Raw genomic sequence first — 16,982 nt, forward strand, 5'->3', positions numbered from 1 at the left:
CATTCGCATGAAAACGGGCGGCCCGGATGTTTGTCCGAACCGCCCGTCTGGCGCGCTATGTCGAGGCCTCTAGCCTGTAACGTAATACCAGACCACGTTGTCGCCGTTGGAGAGAACGTAGTTGCTGCAGGCCGTCATGGGCGTTGTGCCGTTGACGGAGTACATCCAGCCGCTCGTGCCGCCGTACTGTTTCTCGGCCAAACCACCAATCGCGGAGACATACGTGCCGTACGACGAGCCATGTGCGTTGACAGAAAGGCCCAGCGCGCACAGGGCATCGTAGACGGTAGCGCCTTCGTTAAAGGTAAAGGTGCCGCCAGAAGACACAGGATTGCCCACGGCGCTCGATGTGACCGAAACCGTCACCGTTACGTAGTTGGACTCCTGCGAGCCGCCCTGGCCGCCCGAGGGAGCGCTTCCGCCATTAGAGCTGGAGGCTCCATCAGACGACTGACCGCCGCCCGAAGAAGCACCACCAGACACATTGGAAGTATCGCCGGCTCCCGTATTCTGGGCAGCGGATTTATCTCCAGACTTCTTGCCGTTCTGACCATCGGACTTCTTGCTATCCGAGCTTTTATTCGATTCCTTGTCCGAAGACTCGGAATCGTCCTTGGCGTCGTTCGAACCCTTGGACTCGTCTTTTGCATCATTCGATGACTTGGAGCTCTCGGAACTGGCCTCGCCCGAAGTCGTAGTCGAGCCAGACGCCTTGGTGTCCTTGGTGACGACGCTCTCCCCCGTCACGGTCTGAATGATCCAGTCGATGGACCAGGCACCGCTTGTGGAAGGATGGACGAAACCCAGCGAGACGACGATCAGAATGGTGCACGCGGCAGTCAGAACACCGAGGAGCGCCTTGCGACGAGAGGCGGACGCCGCCGAAGCGGCGCCCTTTTGCTTTGGATCATCGAGCTGGATAAACGAGGGGTCGAGCTGTTGCCCGTTAGTCTCCTTGGGCTTATCGGGCATTACCGTCACCCTTGCCGCGCTTGGTCAGCACGAAGACGGCGATGAGCGCAAGGCCAATCACGCCGGCGGCGATGCCAACGATGGCGAGCGGGTTGGTGCCAGTCTCCTGCTCGGCAGTACTAGAGGACTTCTTAGCAGTGGTCGTGGAAGCAGCGCCCGTATCGGACTTGGAATCGGACTTCTTGTCGGACTTGCTGTCCTTCTTGTCAGACTTCTTCTCGTCCTTCTTATCGGACTTATCGGAGTCCTTCTTGTTGGACTTGTTGTCCTCGGTCTCGCTCTTGGTCGACACCGTCGTCTTGGTCACCGGCTTCTTGCCCGGGGCAATAGCGCCGCCCTTCGAGCCGGAGCCAGAACCCGCGCCAGCGCCAGTGCCGGAACCAGTACCGATACCAGAACCGCCGCCATTCGAACCAGCGCCGCCGTTACCGCCAGGGTTAACGGCATTCTTGGTCCACTTGGCATACAGCGTCAGGTCGGCCGTTACCGGTGTGCTAAAGTCATACGCCTGCGTGCAAGCCTCATCGGTATACCAACCGCCGAAAGTGTAGCCATCGCGCGTCGGATCGGCCGGCTTGACCAACTTGCCATCGGCCGTCGTCTGGAAGTCGACCTTAGAACCCTCGCCAGTCTCAAACGAGACCTTAACGCCACCACTCAGCTTGAAAAGCGTGCCGGAATCGTTGATGTAGTAGAGGTTACCCTTGGCATCGCAGGCAATCGGCGAGTCACAGTAATTGTTGTGTCCCGCTGCGCTAAACGCACCGGTCGCCTGTGCGTCACCCATCTTGTAGCGATACACGCCACCGCCCGAGGTGTAGTTCACATAGTCGGAAGTCGCACCATAGTTGACAGTGAAATAAACGTACGTGTCATCCGCCTGGACACTCACGAGCGGTGCGCCCTTGATGCCACCGGCAGGAAGCACGGAGCCATCGGCAGACGAAACCAACGTCGTAGCAAAGTCATTATCAAGGTCGACAATCGCCAGCGCCGAACCGCCAGAAACCTCGCCACCGACAATTAGCTTATTGCCATACAGCGTGGGCATGCAGGCACAACCCGTAAGACCAAGATCGATGACGCGTTCTTCGGAAATGCGCGAAGAGGCCCTTGCGCTTGCGTCCGACAGTGCCAGCACGTGGAGCTTGCCGTCACGCGAGATCACATAGGCATGCTTGCCGTCTTTGGACAGTACACAGCCGGAGTTGACGATGGCACCAACCGAAACGCTGCCGAGCACATCACCCGTCGACTTGCTAAGCATCTCAACGGTACCCGCACTCGTCGGAACCAGAATATAGCCGTCGCCCACTGTAGCGCTCGTCCAGTAGTAGCCCTCATCAGCATTAACATGCTGCCAAGAAACAGCGCCGGTCAGTATATTAATACGCGTCAGGTGACCGTTATTGTACGTACTCGTTCCATAGTCGACATCAACGGTGCCAACGTAGAGATAGTTGCCATCAACCGTCAGCTGGGAATTTGACTGGGCAGATTTGCTCACAGAGTCAGTGACCCAAACCGTCGTCAGCGTATCGGCCGTCAGAGCCTGGACCGCACCGCCGTCGAGCGGGACGATGACCAAGCCTTTCGTATAAATCGGACGCGTGGTGTAGCCAATCGCAGTCTGAAGGTTCGACTCGGCAAGCACCTTGCCCGACTCGGCGTCGATCTTAAGCAAACGCTTGTTCACGGCAAGGTAAACGTTGCCGTTCACGACAATAGGCTCGCTCGCATTGGGATACGTGGCACCCGAGTAGGCCCTCCAATCGAACGTCCAAGAGCTTGCCAGCGCGCCCGTAGGCGTGGACACGTTCTTGACCACCGCATTGGAATTGCCACTCCAGTCGGCTTTCCAATCGGTCGGGCGCGAAGCGCTCGGATCGACTACGACTTCATCGGGATTAGGAACGGTGTCGCCAGGGGCGTAAGCCCAAACGATTTTGTCGCCCGACTTGAGCACGTAATCGCTATCGAGCTGAGGCCCGGGAACGCCGTTGACAAAGAACGACCATGCACCCGACAGCTCGGTGCCATCAAACGGGGAGACAAGACTATGAACACCCCAATAACCAAATTGGTCGTACATCTTGGACTCAATGCCAATGGCATCGAAGTAGGCAGCGGAAGCGTCCTTGATCGTCGTGCCCTCGACAAACACCTGCGTCGAAGGATCGGTCCAGCGCTGCGCCTTCTCATCCTTCTTACCGATGATCTCCATTGAAACGGAAACCTGGCCGGGCATGGTTCCATCAAAGCCATAGACCCAGGTAACCTTGTCCCCGGCCTTGAGTGTGTAATTGCCCGCGCCGACATTGGCCGCCTGACCGTTAACGAAGAACTGCCAGAATTTCCAAGTGTTTTCGTTAACTTTCTCGCTCGAAAGCGTCACGGTCTTGTTGAACGGTGAAGTCAGCGACTCGAGATACCAGCCGTACGTGCCTTTCCCCGTTTTGGCGCCAATGCCGGCCTTTTTAAAGGCCTGCTCGGAAAGATCAGCAGCGGTCGTGCCCTCTTCCACCAAAGCTGTCGTGGGCTGCGCCCATGTCTGCTGAGCGCCCGAGGCGTCCTGGCCGACAACGGTGCAGCTAACGGAAATCTGATTGGCGGGCGCGGGGTCACCGTACTTCGAGTAGCACCAGACGACGGAGTCGCCGTCCTTGAGCGTGTAGCCGCCGGCGCCGACCGCGGAGGCGCTGCCGTTGACGAACAGCTGCCAGTACGCGCCGGTCGCCGGGTCGTAGGCGAGCGTGCGGCCCGCGTCGAAGGGCGACGTGATCGAGTTGAGCGCCCAGCCCCAGGAGCCGTTGGGGTCGTAGTCGGCCTTGAGGCCGGCCTGCCTGAAGAGCTGCTCGGAGAGGTCGGCCGCGGTCGAGCCCTCCTTCAGAGCGATCTGCTGCGCGGCGGCCCAGGTCTGCTGGGCGCCCTTGGCGTCGGTGCCGACGACGGAGCACGTGGCAGAGATCTGAGCGACAGGCGCGGGGTCGCCGTACTTCGAGTAGCACCAGACGACGGAGTCGCCGTCCTTGAGCGTGTAGCCGCCCGCGCCGACCTCGGAGGCGCTGCCGTTGACGAACAGCTGCCAGTACGCGCCGGTCGCCGAGTCGTAGCCGAGCTTGCGGTCCTTATCGAAGGGCGACGTGATCGTGTTGAGCGCCCAGCCCCAGGTGCCGTTGGGATCATAATCGGTGGTCAGGCCGGCCTGCTTGAAGAGCTGCTCGGAGAGGTCGGCCGCGGTCGAGCCCTCCTTCAGCGTGATCCGCTGCGCGGCGGCCCAGGTCTGCTGGGCGCCCTTGGCGTCGGTGCCGACGACGGAGCACGTGGCAGAGACATCCTGGCTCTCGGCCTTGGCAGGCTGAGTCTTGGCCTCTCCAGCGGCAGAGACAACGGCGGCGTCCTGCTTCGAGGCATCGGACGTCGATGCAACCGGCGCCTCATTGCCTGCAACGCTATCGTCCTCAGTCTTGTCGGTAGGGCCCGAAGTTGTCGCGGCGGCATCTTGCTCGGCAGTGCCCCCATTCGCCACCACGCCGCTCGCATTGAGGTCGGCAGCGGGGCTTGTCGCGGACTCACCAGAGCCGTTCTCGGCAGGCGTCGCAGCCTGAGCCACAGCCTCGGCAATGCCCTCGGCGCCCTCGGCCCACAGCTGAGCCGGCGTGGTGCCAAAGGCCATCGCGAAGGCCAGGAATGCCACCAGGCCGCGCTTAGCTACACCGCGTGCAATCGCGCCACGGCGATGCGAGACGCGCTGGCGCTCGTCCACAAACATATCCATTTGTCTCCTACTGTCTGTACTTGGAGCGTTGCCTTGAGGCTGCCCCACGTCATCGCGCATGTTGCGCTCGAGTTCCCCCATCGGGGTCCCCCTTCCCTCCAGAGCCCTATGCACACCGGCGGCATACGCCGCAGCCGCATGCAAGATGGGAGGCGATCCGACTTAACCTTAACGACTCGGGCACGTCGTCCGATCTGCGACGCGAACATCCCGAGCCAAGAGGAATTACGGTTACTGGTACAGCCGGGGACTTGCACCCCAATTCTCCCAAACGCGCAGGTAAACCGCGCATTCGTGCGTCTCCGCACCACCATCTAGGCCATCGATTATTACCGTCAAAATGGTATCACGCAAAAGGGCCTCGCACGCAGGCGAAGCCCAAGGTAAAAGCTGTTGTTTGCGATAGTAAAATGCGGTGACGGTCGCGGCCTCTAGTGCTTGCCGCCGTGACTGTTGAGCCAGATATTGCGGCCCAGCATAAGCGCCAGCACCAGCGCGCTCACGTAGCCCATAAAGCCAATGACTGGGATACCAAACACAACCGGCTCGATGCGCGCGTAGTACACCACCGACGAACCGATAAACAGACCGGCGATCACAATTGCCATCGACATGCGGTCGATAATTCCGCCCAGCTGTCGCAGCGCCTTATCGCTGCTCATGATCTGCGTGTTCACCTTAAGCTGGCCGCGCGTGAGCATACGCGAAGCCAAGCCCAGATACTCGGCCGCCTCGAGCGAGCCTTTTGCCGCGCGATAGCTGCTCGCGGCAAGATCGCGTCCCATGTCGCGCACGCGCGCATAAGTGCTTTTTTCGTTTTTGATATGCGTCTGAATGATCTGGATCATGTTGACGTTGGGCATGTACTCGGTCAACAGGCCCTCGAGCGTCACCATGCCGCGGGCGAACATCGTTACCACGCTCGGCAGCTCAACGTCGTTTTTGCGCGCCAGGTTTAACAGCGAGGTCAAAAACTCGCCGATATCCAGATCCTTCAGGTCAAGGCCCGCAAAGTCAGCCACGATAAAGTCCAAATCGGACAAAAAGGCCGAATGATCGAGCTCAGCCGAGTCGCCACGCGTCACGGCGAAGCGCATGAGCGAATCCTTGAGCTTGGGCACGTCACCCTCGGCCACGGCGAAAATCATGTCCTTGACGATACCGCGATCGTGACTCGACATGCGTCCGACCATGCCCAAGTCGATAAAGTAAACGATGCCGTCCTTGAGAATAATGTTTCCCGCATGCGGGTCGGCATGGAAAAAGCCGTCATCGAGCACCTGCGTCGAGTAATCCTCGACGATTGCGGCACCGATCTTTTCCAAGTCATAGCCCTCGGCCACCAAGCGTTCAGGATCGGCGATCGAAATGCCGTCGACGTAGTCCATAACCACCACGTGCTCGGTGCACAGGTCCAGATAGGATTTAGGGCACGTCACGCCATGAACGCTCTTATGGAACTCGTAGAAGTCGTTGAGGTTTTTGGCCTCGGCCAAAAAGTTGGTCTCCTCGCGAAACGAGGTCCACAACTCCTCGACTACGCCGTGCAGGTCAACGAATTGATCGGTGTTGACGAACTTGGAAACGATACGCACCACCGAGCGGATGATATCGATGTCCTGTGCCATAACCTGCTGCGCACCGGGGCGCTGCACCTTGACGGCCACGTCCTCGCCCGTCACCAGACGAGCGCGGTGCACCTGCGCGAGCGATGCGCTACCAAGCGGATTGGGGTCGATCGCATCGAACATCTCTCCCAGGCGCAGGCCGTATTCTTCTTCCAGACAACTGAGTACGACCTCGTACGGCACCGGCTCCACGTCGGACCGCAGACGACGCAGCTCGTCGCAAAAGCGTTGCGGCAGAATCTCGGACCGGTTGGCCAGAATCTGCCCCATCTTGACGAACATGGGGCCGAGTTCCTCGAGCAGGCGGCGCAAACGAACCGGCGTGAGGTTATCCCACACGCGGTACTTTTTGACCAGGCGAACAATCTGCCCGATGCGCTCGCGGCGACCCGCCGGCGTGAGCTGGTATTCTTCATCCGGCGCCATCGCGTCGGGCTCCTCGGGGACCATATCGACAGCGCGCGGCTTCTTGCGAGCGCCCGAGACGGCGGCATCGACCTCATCGACAACCGCCGCCTCGTCACCCAAGGGATCTAGATTGTTGTAATCGGTGGTGGAATCTGCCATCTGCGCTGCTACTCGGCCTCTTCGGTATCCTTCGCATCGTCGGGCTCAACGGACTCGACGGGCACCGAGGTCACGTTGTCCTCGACCGAATCGACGATGTCGCGCACATGGGCCAGGAAGGCCGTGCGCTCGGGGGCTGTCATGACGCGGACGCGAGCCAGAATGAGCTCGTCGAGCACGCGCTGGGCCGCGGTCTCGCCCTGCATGCCCAAGCGCTCGGTCAGATCGGAGATGGTACCGCCGGCCTGTTCGAACATGTCGGACACACTGCGGGCGATACCGGGGGCGCCTGCGTCCTTGCGGACCTGCTCGCCCTTGGTATTGAGGTCGTCGAGAACCTTCTTGCCGCCCTCGACGGCGACGGCAGCAGCACCAAAGCCCACGTTGATGGCACCGTTAACAAGCTGATCGAGTTTCATAACCATGGTTGTCTCCAATCACAAACAACTGCATTGGCGTTCTTGTACCCAAGATTGAGTGAAAGCGACAAAGCGTTTTAGCGCTATTCGATCGACGGGAAATCCCTATCTCACGTTGTCGTTCATCGCGAAAGAGTTCTTCATGGCGCAGCTCGTGGTGTAGAGCACCTTGCCCAACAGGGCATCGGTCTCCACGCGCACGAGCTCGGCAAACTCCTCGTTGGCGCGTGCAAGCTCGGCAGGCACCTCGGCCTCGGGCAGAACGGCTACGGCAGCGTCGACGTCATGAATCTGCTTGTGGCCCATGCCGCCGACCTTCTCCTGATAATCCTCGACTGCGCGGCCGCACTCATGGAAGCGGACGTCGGCCAGCGCGCCGATCAGGCGGTTGGCCCAGTAGAAGTTTTCGGACGTCACGCGAGCCTGCGTGTCGGCAAAGTACTCGGGCATGGTCTCGACGTTGGCGTACAGCGGAACCAGCGCGTTAAACGAGTTGGAGCCAAAGGCCATCCACTGCACGGCGCGGTAGGCCGGATGCGCATAGGGGCGCAGCTGCAGCACAGCGAGCTGGCTGTTGCGGTTGATGCCGATGGGGCGATAGGCGCCACGCGTGGCGGGCGTGCCCTTGCTGCCGTAGCAGTCATACTCCGTGCCCTGGTAGTGGCTCGAAAGCACGTACTTGATGTCCTCGATGGTCACCTTGCGCTCGGGCACGCGGCTCCAGGGGATGTCGTCGCTCTCGGGCGTGTAGTCGGCCTCGGGACCGTCCCACACATCGCTGGGGTTGAGGCAGCGCTGCATGTACCAGGCGCGCGGCGTGTTGTAGACGTGGTCGCTGTCACTGTGCGAGCCAAAGGCCTCGCGCGGGTTAAAGACCGCGGCCGGACCGTCGCCCTCGACGCCCAGCGTCAGGTCCAGATGCCACTCAGCCATCCAAGAGCGCAGGTCGGCGGAGCACATGTGATCGCCCTGGGCGCCCTCGGCGTCATCCAGGTCAAAGCTATCGATACCCAGCTGGTTGGGCATGGTCACATAAGCGTCATCGGGCACGCGCTTGGCGATCCAGTGGTGACCGCCGATGGTCTCGAGCCACCAGATCTCGTCCACGTCGCTAAAGGCGATGCCGTTGTTCTCGTAGGTGCCGTAGCGCTCGAGCAGGTCGCCCAGGATACGCACGCCGTCGCGGGCGGACTTAGCGTACGGCAGGACCAGGGTCACCATGTCCTCCTCGCCCAGACCGCCGGGCTGCGCCGGCACATAGCCGTCCTCACCCTCGTTGCCCTTGGCGGGCACGTAGTCCACAAGCGGGTCGGCGCCGCGAACGCGCTCGTTGGTGGTGAGCGTCTCGGTTGCGGACATGCCCACATTGAGCTCGTTGAAACCGGCCTCGGCCCAGATGCCGTGGCCCGGAACAACATCGGGGACGCTCGTGTAGCGCATGGGGTTATCGGGCAGTTCAACGGTCAGGTGACTCAGGACGCTCGTGTAGACGCGCGGCTGCTCGTCGGGATGCACCACGCGCATACGCTTGGGCTCAAACACCCCGTTGGACGAGTCCTCGTTACGCGCGACCAGGGTCGACCCGTCGTAGCTTGCGTTTTTACCGACCAAAATCGTTGTGCACGGCATGCGCATCCTCCTTGAGCGAAGAAATCAAACGGCAACAGTGTATCGCTTCGGCGCAGAAAGGGCGAAACCACGGCGCTGGCAACCCCTGTGGTCAAAAAATGCCAAATATGAGTACTGTCACCAATTTAGTAACAGCAATTTTGCTACGTATGGGTGTCGAAAGTCTACATTTGTTCAAAAATTAGATGATGTAATTCCTCATAGGTCCAATAAAATAGGCTCTCTATCGATAATAAATATCGTTAGAGAGCCTATTTGGCCTAAAATATATGTGACTATCTTGGCAACAGTACTCATATTTGGCATTTTCTGTCCACGGGGTATAGAGCTAACCCCTCAAACAGCCCAAAACGCCTATTTCGATGCGCGCTCGGCCGCCTCGATCACGTGTTTGGCGAGGATCGCCGTCGTCACAGCGCCCACGCCGCCCGGCACGGGCGTGATGGCGTTAACGACCGGCTCCGCAGCATCAGAATCGACGTCACCCACCAGCTTGCCAGCGGCCTCGTCCCAATTAATGCCAACATCGATGATCGTCTGGCCCTCGCGAACCGCATCCACGCCAATCGTACGCGCGCGTCCAACGGCGGCAACCACAATGTCGGCAGCACGGCACTCGGCAGCAAGGTCGCGCGTATGCGTATGGCACGTTGTCACGGTCGAATTGCGCGCCGTAAGCATGGCGGCAACAGGACGCCCGATCACCAGCGAGCGCCCGACCACCGCGACCTTGGCCCCATCCAGCTCAACGCCGTAATGATCCAGCAAAGCAAGCACGGCTTCGGCTGTGCAGGGGGCAAAACCCTCGCCGCGCCCCGAAAGCGTGGTGAGCAGCGAAGCCGGCGTCATGGAGTCAACGTCCTTGGCAGGATCGAGTGCCGCGGCAACCGCGTCCTCGTCAAGGCCGGCGGGCAGCGGGCGGAACATCAGGCAGCCATGAACAGACGAATCGGTATTGATGTCCTCGATGGCCGCCAACAGCTCGTCCCGCGAAACATCGGCGGGAAGCAAAACGCGGCGAGCTTCAATGCCAACCTTCTCGCAGCGCCTGAGCGCACCGCGCTCGTAGGATAGGTCGTCCTCGCGTTCACCCACACGCACGATAGCCAACGTCGGAACAACGCCGCGCTCGCGCAAAGCCACGCAGCGAGCAGCAAGTTCCTCAGTCAACGCGCGGGCGACGGGAGCGCCCTTCAGCAGTTCAGCCATGGCTATCCTCTCTTCCTTGCAGCGTCGGCGGCGCGGCGCGCCAGCGCATCGGCGCGCGGCAACCACGTGTCCAGCAGCTCATCGCACGCGGTCTCGAGCTCCTCGGCGCGCGCCCGGTCCTTCATAGACGTGGTGTTGGCAAAGAGCGTCAAGCTCGCGCCCTGCATAGCGGAACGGCAGAACACGGCGCCGCACGCCACATCGGACAGCAGCTGACGCGAACCCTTGTCGGCCATGTCCTCGAGCAGCGCCAGCGCACGCCCGCAGGCATCCATAATGCGATACGGCGGCATAGCGGCCACATGCAGCGCATCCTGAATCGCGGTCGCTCGAGCCGGATCGTCACGCGGAATACCGTACGCCGCGGACACCTGCCCATAGGCACGAACGTCCTCGGCAACCAACTCGACAAGCTCCTGGGCCAGCTCATCAGCATGGGCAAACGCACGCGTCAGGTCATCCGCACGATCAGCAAGCGCGGGATTGGTCGCACCGTAGCGGGCAACCATTCCGCACAGCGAGGCGCCCAGCGCGCCCACAAAGGCGCTCGCGCTGCCACCGCCGGGAACCGGCTCGCGCGCGGCCAGCGCCTCGGCAAACCCGCGGCAGGTCTTGTCCATCATCTCTTGGCTCATGCACATGCACCTTCAAGTCATATACATCGGTCGGGTGGCAACCGCCGACCGACCGCATCGATCACGTAATGGTGCTAAGTCTAGCCCATAAGCACATGGGCGTCAGCGCACCTGGCCATCGCGGATTTCTATGGCACACGATAGGCGGCAGCGACACAAACATGGGACACATGGCCCACCTTTCGAGACTCCCGGGCAGCACAAGCTGGGGCATATCTATAAGTAAGGAACCCGTTGGGGCACGGCCGGGCAACGGCCACAAGCAATGAACGGAGGCATAAGCCGCACAGCACACAGAGACATCCGCCGCCAGCGCAATCAGTACCCCAACAGCATGCGGCGCCGTGATGTCATCGGCAGACAAGGAGGACGCCACCATGAAGAAAAAGACCCTATCGATCCTTTCCCTTTGCATCGCCCTCTTTGCCGCGCTCGCCCTCGTGGGCTGCGGCGGGAACGCATCGGGCGGAGGCAGCAGCGCCGCCAAGGGCGAGAGCAAGGAAAAGGCCCCCGTCGCCAAGAAGACCGACTTTATCTGGTTTAAGGTCGAGATGCCCGGGGGCGTTGGCGTAAGCGACTCGGCAGGCAAGAACGCCGACAGGGTCCAGCTCACCTTCCCCGAAGACGAGAACGGTTCGGCCGATCGCTTTATCCCCGTTTGGAAAAAAGCGCTGACGGCAGAGGAATCCCACGCCGACCAGGCAGAAAAGAAAGGTGATACGTTCCAGTGGAAGGATGGCGGGTCCGTCGAGTATAACGGCAGGACGTGGCTCGTCGGAACGTACGAGGACAACAGCGGCGTCTCAACCCTCCTCTTTACCGACGTTAAGCCGGGAAGCGTCTACGTCCTCATCTCGAACTTCGATCTGCATAAGAAAGAAGCCGAGGCGCTCCTCAACTCCATCGAGTTCCCCGATGACATGGCGAAGGCAGTTGCCGAGGCACGCGAAGTCGAGATTTCGAGCATCGAGATCAAGCATTAGGGGCTCGCACGCAGCATCGCATGCGCAGTCATTAAATGATCGGACGCCCAGCCAGGGGAGGATCGGATCGGCCGGCCCTCCCCTCTTTTGCGCCCGCGCATATTGCCACTTAACGGCGCAAATCCGGCACCCAGAATGGGACACATGGCCCACCCTAGCGAGCCGTCCGCGCGTACAGTAAAGGCAGGTAATCCATGGGCGGTTACAGATCGAGGAGGACACGACCATGAAAAAGAAGGCCTTTGCGATTCTCACACTCTGCATCAGTCTCCTTGCCGCGGTTGCCCTGGTGGGTTGCGGCGGAAGCGGCGGCGCTACCGGCAGTGGCGGTGGCGGCGGCGCAGAAAAGCCAGCCGTGGATATGAGGACCGACTACATTTGGTTTAAGGTCGAGGTGCCCGAGGGCGTCGAGATCACCGACGTTGCCGGCGACACCGCCGACAGGGCCCAGTTTAAGTTCACCGAGAGCGAGCACGCCAGCGATCGCTTCATCCCTGTCTTCGACTCTGACAAGAACGCTGACGAGCTGTTCGACTACGAGGCCAAATGGAAGGCCAACTTTGAGTGGACCGAGAATGATCCCGTCAAGTACAACGGCAAGACTTGGCGCAACGCTTCCTATACACACTCGGGCGGCGTAACGACTGAGTACTTCACCGAAGCAGGCGGCGGCAGCGTTTACGTGAGCATCGACAATGTCGAGGAGCACAAGGACGCCGTCGAGACCATGATGAAGTCTCTGGAGTTTGCCGATGACATTGCCAAGGCCAAGACCGAGGCCATGGACGTCAAGCTCGACGATATCGAGATCAAGCGCTAAGCGACTGGCGAGCGCAACGGGAAACACGGTCGCAGTGCAAACAAGCGACGGTACCCCAGCGCTTCGTACCCAGGGAGGGCCGGTAAACCGACCCTCCCTTTCTTATGCCTGTAGCCGACGAACGCGAGGATGCCGGACGCCGGAACCGCCCCAAATGTGGCAACAGTACGAAAACGACAAACACCCCAACACGTCCGCCCACCGATTTATTGCGCCGCGCAGACAATTAAACCAGCATCTTTAAACATCTGGGCAGTATAGTGACCAAAACTATCGCATAACCGCACTCTGCGAATGGAGAAGTTATGACCGAACACCATGCCATCAGCCGCCGAGCGTTTACGCTGGGCCTAGGACTCGCAGCATTGTCGCCATTTGTAAGCCTGCCCGAAACCGCGACGCTGGGTATTCCCCTGCGCGCGGCATTTGCAGAAGACACGCCCACACCGGCGGCCACCCTCGACAAGTTCGTCATTCGCCTTCGCCCCGCGGGCTATTTTCGCACCGCGAGCGTCAACGAAGACGGCAACGTCATCGGCAACGTCTGCCACCTGTTTAATGACGGCACGTCCAGCAAGCTCATCCTTGAGCACGTAGCGACCGATACAGAAAATACAAATTGGTATGCCATCCGCACCCTGCTCAATTTCGAAGAGCACAAGAAGACGGGCTACAGCATTTGGTCAGTCGATGGCGACTCGGACAAAGATGGAAAGGTCATCCACGTATGGAGTGGCGAGCATGACGGCAAGGCCAGCCGCTCTTTTGCGTTCGACCGCCAGCAAAACGGAACCTACATCATCCGAGACCGCACAAACGAGAAAAAAGACATTAATTACCTGGCCATAGAAAAGGACGGCAAAGACCAAGACAACAACAAGATCTGCCACAAGAGGAAGAGTATTCCGTGGGAGCTCGAACTTGTCGGTTACGACAAGGGCGAGATCAATACCACGGTTAGAAGTATCGACTGGATCACGTATAGCAGCTACGTCGACGGACCATGTTGGATGAGCCACGTCGATGGCAGCAAGTACCTCGACGAGCTGAGCATCCCGGGCACGCATGATTCGAGCACCTGCAGCGTGGACAACGACACCGAGCCCCAAACCTCGCTTGCAAAGTGCCAGCAGGATTACATCCCCACGCAGTTGCTCGAAGGCATTCGCTATTTTGATATCCGACTTGGAAAGAACAACGATAAAGGCGACCCCGGCATCGACCATGGAATATGCTACCTGCTCAAAAAAGACGGGGGCTTTATACATCTCTCCGATGTCATCGGTTACTTCAAAACATTTTTGAACGAAAACCCGTCAGAAGCGCTCATCATGCTGGTGTCACGAGGCAACGACGAAGCTACCGACGAAAGCGTTACGACGGCTTTCGCCAAGGTTTTGGGCGAGAACCCCAAACTGTTCTATACGTCGAGCCATGTCCCCACACTGAACGAGGTGCGCGGAAAGATCGTCCTGCTGCGTCGATTTAAACTCGCCGGCGACAGTGTAGACGGCCACACGTGGGGCCTCGACCTCACCGAATGGGACGACAAAATCAAGGCGCATTCCGGAAAGTCCATGTGCCTCGTGAAATACGAGCAAGGCTTTGAGGCTGCGGGCAATACGGGCGACAAAGAGCCCTATAGCACAGCGGTATATGCCCAAGACCATTACGACTGCACGGGGTCCAGTAAAATCGACTGGGTCGATATGGCCCTGAAGGCAGCGTCCGAGTTCGAGCGCAGCACCGTAGATATCACTGCCGCGGACGGGACAACGGTGCAGGCAACGGAGCGCTGCTGGTTTATCAACTACACGAGCTGCACGCAAAACAACCCTTTTACCGCAGCGCGAGTGGTCGACGAGCACCTGTACAAGAGCTCGTATATAAACAATACCGGAGTTGAGAGCACAAAGGCGGACTGCCGCAAGCACATTGGCATCATCGCATCCGACTTTGTTGATGCGGCACTGGCCCGGAGCATCTACCAGCGCAATTACAACGATGCGCAGCACAAGCAAACCGTTTCGTGCTATCTCCCGACCCGCATGCGCATGACGTACGGCGACTCGCTGAGCGACGCCTCGCTCCAGGACGGCAAGACCGTTGGCGAGGGTCATTTCCGCCTCGTCGACAGCAGCAACGTACTCAACGTGGCGGCTTCGGGAAGCGCTTTTGCCATCGAATATGTGGATGTCGACGCCCTGGGCAACGAGACTGTTACGGGGCTGCAGGGCCCTGTGCCCATCGATATCGATCCACGTGCGCTGACGCCCCATTTTGAGGGACTCGAAGGCCTTAAGGCCGGCGAAGACGTGCGCGCCAAGATTGCGGCATCACTCGAGGGCAAGCTCGAAACCGATGCCTGCACGGCCCATCTCGAGTTTGTGCACGACGCGGACGGCGCTCCGGGCACGGCAATGGCCGAGGGCGAAACATTTGCCGCAGGAACGTACTGGGTGCGCGTGAACGGTCTCTTGGGCGACGCGGCGCAGAACTACACGCTCGCCAGCGATGGAGCCGCAAGCTTTACCGTAGCGGCCTCGGACAGTGCAGGCGGCGCCAGCACCGGCACGGGTTCCAACGCAGGCGGCGCCGACAAGAATGGCAAGGGCAACAAGAGCGACCAGGGCAAGAGCTCGGGCGGAAAACTCGCCGACACGGGCGATGGCTCCGGCATTGCCGCCGGGCTCGCCGCTGCCGCCGTGGCGACGACGGTCGCCGGCGCAGCGATGCTTGCAAATGACCGCGAAAACGCTGGGGACGATAGCGAATAGGCAAGCCGGCCTTTTAGACACATCGACTCAATCGGGGGCGCAGGATACCGTTCTGTGCCCCCGATTTTTACCTTGGCCCAAACGCCGCCATAGGCTACATCACCATGTTCAGCGCATTCACGAACTCCTGGGCCTTCGCGCGGCTGCTCAGACTAAAGACGCAAGCGGTTAACAGTCGATTGCGCAGAAAAACATCGCGGCCTTTAATTCTATTGACACCCGTAATGTCCTTAAGATAGACAATCTCGGTGTGCTTGCCGCCGAAAGTACCCTTCTTAAGCACCTCGATGCGGTTGGGGTAGATCTTGACGTCTTTAAACCTGCCCGACCCTTTGTCCTGGAACAGCAAGGTGTTGTTATCCATGCGTGTCACTCCCATGGGGTTCGTTAAAACTGTCTCTATGGCCACATTTTAGTCACTTCGGGAATCCTGCACGAAAGCGCTAGGCGACATTGAAATTCGAGTCCGCGCGAGGCTTTAAGATAGACATGATCGGCTGCATCGATGCGACTGGAATATTCTAGGAGCACGCCTCGTATTATTCGCCATTAGAGGAGGTCTTACCTGGTTTACGTATGGGAATTCGAGTTCTTTGATTCGGACGGCATTGAACTTCCCGTGCCAGACTTCGGACATGAGCCGCGACACGGCGGCAAGATTGTCGCTGCAGCCGTCAGCCGCGAACTCGGCGACATTCCCGCCGTCACCGCAGCGGATGCCGCGCGTATGCTCGGTGTTAGCTTAGCACGGGTGTCACAACTGCTAAATGCAGGACTACTGGATTCATGGAAGGATGGCACCAAGCGCATGATGTCCAAAGCCTCCATCGAGGCACGACTCGCCGATACACCAAGGGTGGGACGCCCCAAAGAGGCCCCCGTTGCCGTGTAAGGCGATGCCGCTGTGGACTTTCATCACCTGACATGCATGGCAGCCAGGAACGCTCGATTCGGGACTCACTGCGCCCCGAATCGAGTTGGGCCCATTGCTGCAGGCTGATTCGCATCCCCGATCCCAAGAAAACAGAAGCGCCACTTGCTTCGTTGAGCCCCAACATCCGACCCCGGCTCCCCCTCGTATCCCCAGCGGCATTTCAACTCCAGGATATGTCGCGATCATGCCCGGTCATCCATGCAAATGGACACCACTCTAACACTGGGGTCAGATATCCCCCGCTGCGGCGTATAGGGTAAAATCTTGTCTGCCGCGGAATCCGCCTGCGGGCAACGCTCCGATCTCCGATTGGGGTGAAGCCTATGAACTTGTTTCTTGAAATCCTGCGCCTCTCGATGTATGTGACCGGCATTGCCCGGAACCTCTACTCGATCTGGCGGGAATATAAGCAGTAACGGATAGCGAAGGGAGTCATAAAGACGATATGAGAAAGCCATTCGGGTCGCCTCCCCCGCGGCGCAGCTTCTTTCCGCGGGCTCGGGATGCCACAATGGGCTTTGAGTATCGGCCCGTGCGGTAGCCCTTACCGCACCTGCGGGGAGGAGGCTTCCCATGCCCCATGTTACCTCCATCGGCCTGGACGTCCACGCGCGATCGGTCGCCGCCGCGG

Annotated in this window: 11 protein-coding genes; 3 read left to right on the forward strand and 8 right to left on the reverse strand. The window is 59.8% G+C overall.

All coding sequences use genetic code 11. The features are described 5' to 3' along the window. Window positions 1-69: 69 nt before the first annotated feature. The 7 genes from AAAX59_RS07445 to AAAX59_RS07475 all read right to left on the reverse strand — a co-directional run bounded on the left by AAAX59_RS07445 (window position 70) and on the right by AAAX59_RS07475 (window position 10,837). Window positions 70-972: a DUF4430 domain-containing protein gene (locus AAAX59_RS07445; RefSeq protein WP_349071314.1), complete on the reverse strand. Its 903-nt coding sequence runs from the start codon at window positions 970-972 to the stop codon at window positions 70-72. After that, complete coding sequence (locus AAAX59_RS07450; RefSeq protein WP_349071315.1) at window positions 962-4,750, reverse strand: DUF4430 domain-containing protein; 3,789 nt, start codon at window positions 4,748-4,750, stop codon at window positions 962-964. The genes AAAX59_RS07445 and AAAX59_RS07450 overlap by 11 nt, the downstream gene beginning before the upstream one ends. A 431-nt stretch (window positions 4,751-5,181) precedes the next feature. After that, complete coding sequence (locus tag AAAX59_RS07455; RefSeq protein WP_117639742.1) at window positions 5,182-6,945, reverse strand: lipopolysaccharide core heptose(II) kinase RfaY; 1,764 nt, start codon at window positions 6,943-6,945, stop codon at window positions 5,182-5,184. An 8-nt stretch (window positions 6,946-6,953) separates the two neighbouring features. After that, window positions 6,954-7,370, reverse strand: a complete 417-nt coding sequence (locus tag AAAX59_RS07460) for a hypothetical protein (RefSeq protein ID WP_349071316.1) — start codon at window positions 7,368-7,370, stop codon at window positions 6,954-6,956. A gap of 99 nt (window positions 7,371-7,469) precedes the next feature. Continuing rightward, window positions 7,470-8,993 carry a C69 family dipeptidase gene (locus AAAX59_RS07465; RefSeq protein WP_349071317.1) on the reverse strand — a complete coding sequence of 508 codons (1,524 nt, stop codon included), beginning with the start codon at window positions 8,991-8,993 and terminating at the stop codon, window positions 7,470-7,472. A gap of 354 nt (window positions 8,994-9,347) precedes the next feature. Further along, on the reverse strand, window positions 9,348-10,202 hold the full coding sequence (locus tag AAAX59_RS07470; RefSeq protein ID WP_117776776.1) for a bifunctional 5,10-methylenetetrahydrofolate dehydrogenase/5,10-methenyltetrahydrofolate cyclohydrolase: 855 nt from the start codon (window positions 10,200-10,202) through the stop codon (window positions 9,348-9,350). Window positions 10,203-10,204: 2 nt separating this feature from the next. Next, complete coding sequence (locus tag AAAX59_RS07475) at window positions 10,205-10,837, reverse strand: cyclodeaminase/cyclohydrolase family protein (protein WP_158551631.1); 633 nt, start codon at window positions 10,835-10,837, stop codon at window positions 10,205-10,207. A 377-nt stretch (window positions 10,838-11,214) separates the two neighbouring features. Between AAAX59_RS07475 and AAAX59_RS07480 the strand changes: the two genes are divergently transcribed. The 3 genes from AAAX59_RS07480 (at window position 11,215) to AAAX59_RS07490 (ending at window position 15,417) form a co-directional block, all read left to right on the forward strand. Beyond that, on the forward strand, window positions 11,215-11,820 hold the full coding sequence (locus tag AAAX59_RS07480; protein WP_349071318.1) for a hypothetical protein: 606 nt from the start codon (window positions 11,215-11,217) through the stop codon (window positions 11,818-11,820). Between the two features lie 226 nt (window positions 11,821-12,046). Next, window positions 12,047-12,640: a hypothetical protein gene (locus AAAX59_RS07485; protein WP_349071319.1), complete on the forward strand. Its 594-nt coding sequence runs from the start codon at window positions 12,047-12,049 to the stop codon at window positions 12,638-12,640. A gap of 305 nt (window positions 12,641-12,945) precedes the next feature. After that, window positions 12,946-15,417 (forward strand): phosphatidylinositol-specific phospholipase C, encoded by a 2,472-nt coding sequence (locus AAAX59_RS07490; RefSeq protein ID WP_349071320.1) that lies wholly within the window; start codon window positions 12,946-12,948, stop codon window positions 15,415-15,417. A gap of 94 nt (window positions 15,418-15,511) precedes the next feature. Here the strand turns inward: AAAX59_RS07490 and AAAX59_RS07495 are convergent, their stop codons facing one another. Beyond that, entirely contained in the window at window positions 15,512-15,781 is a 270-nt protein-coding gene (locus AAAX59_RS07495; protein WP_022095134.1) for a hypothetical protein, read from the reverse strand. Between the last annotated feature and the right edge of the window lie 1,201 nt (window positions 15,782-16,982).

It is taken from the genome of Collinsella sp. CLA-ER-H2, assembly GCF_040092405.1.
GTDB lineage: Bacteria > Actinomycetota > Coriobacteriia > Coriobacteriales > Coriobacteriaceae > Collinsella.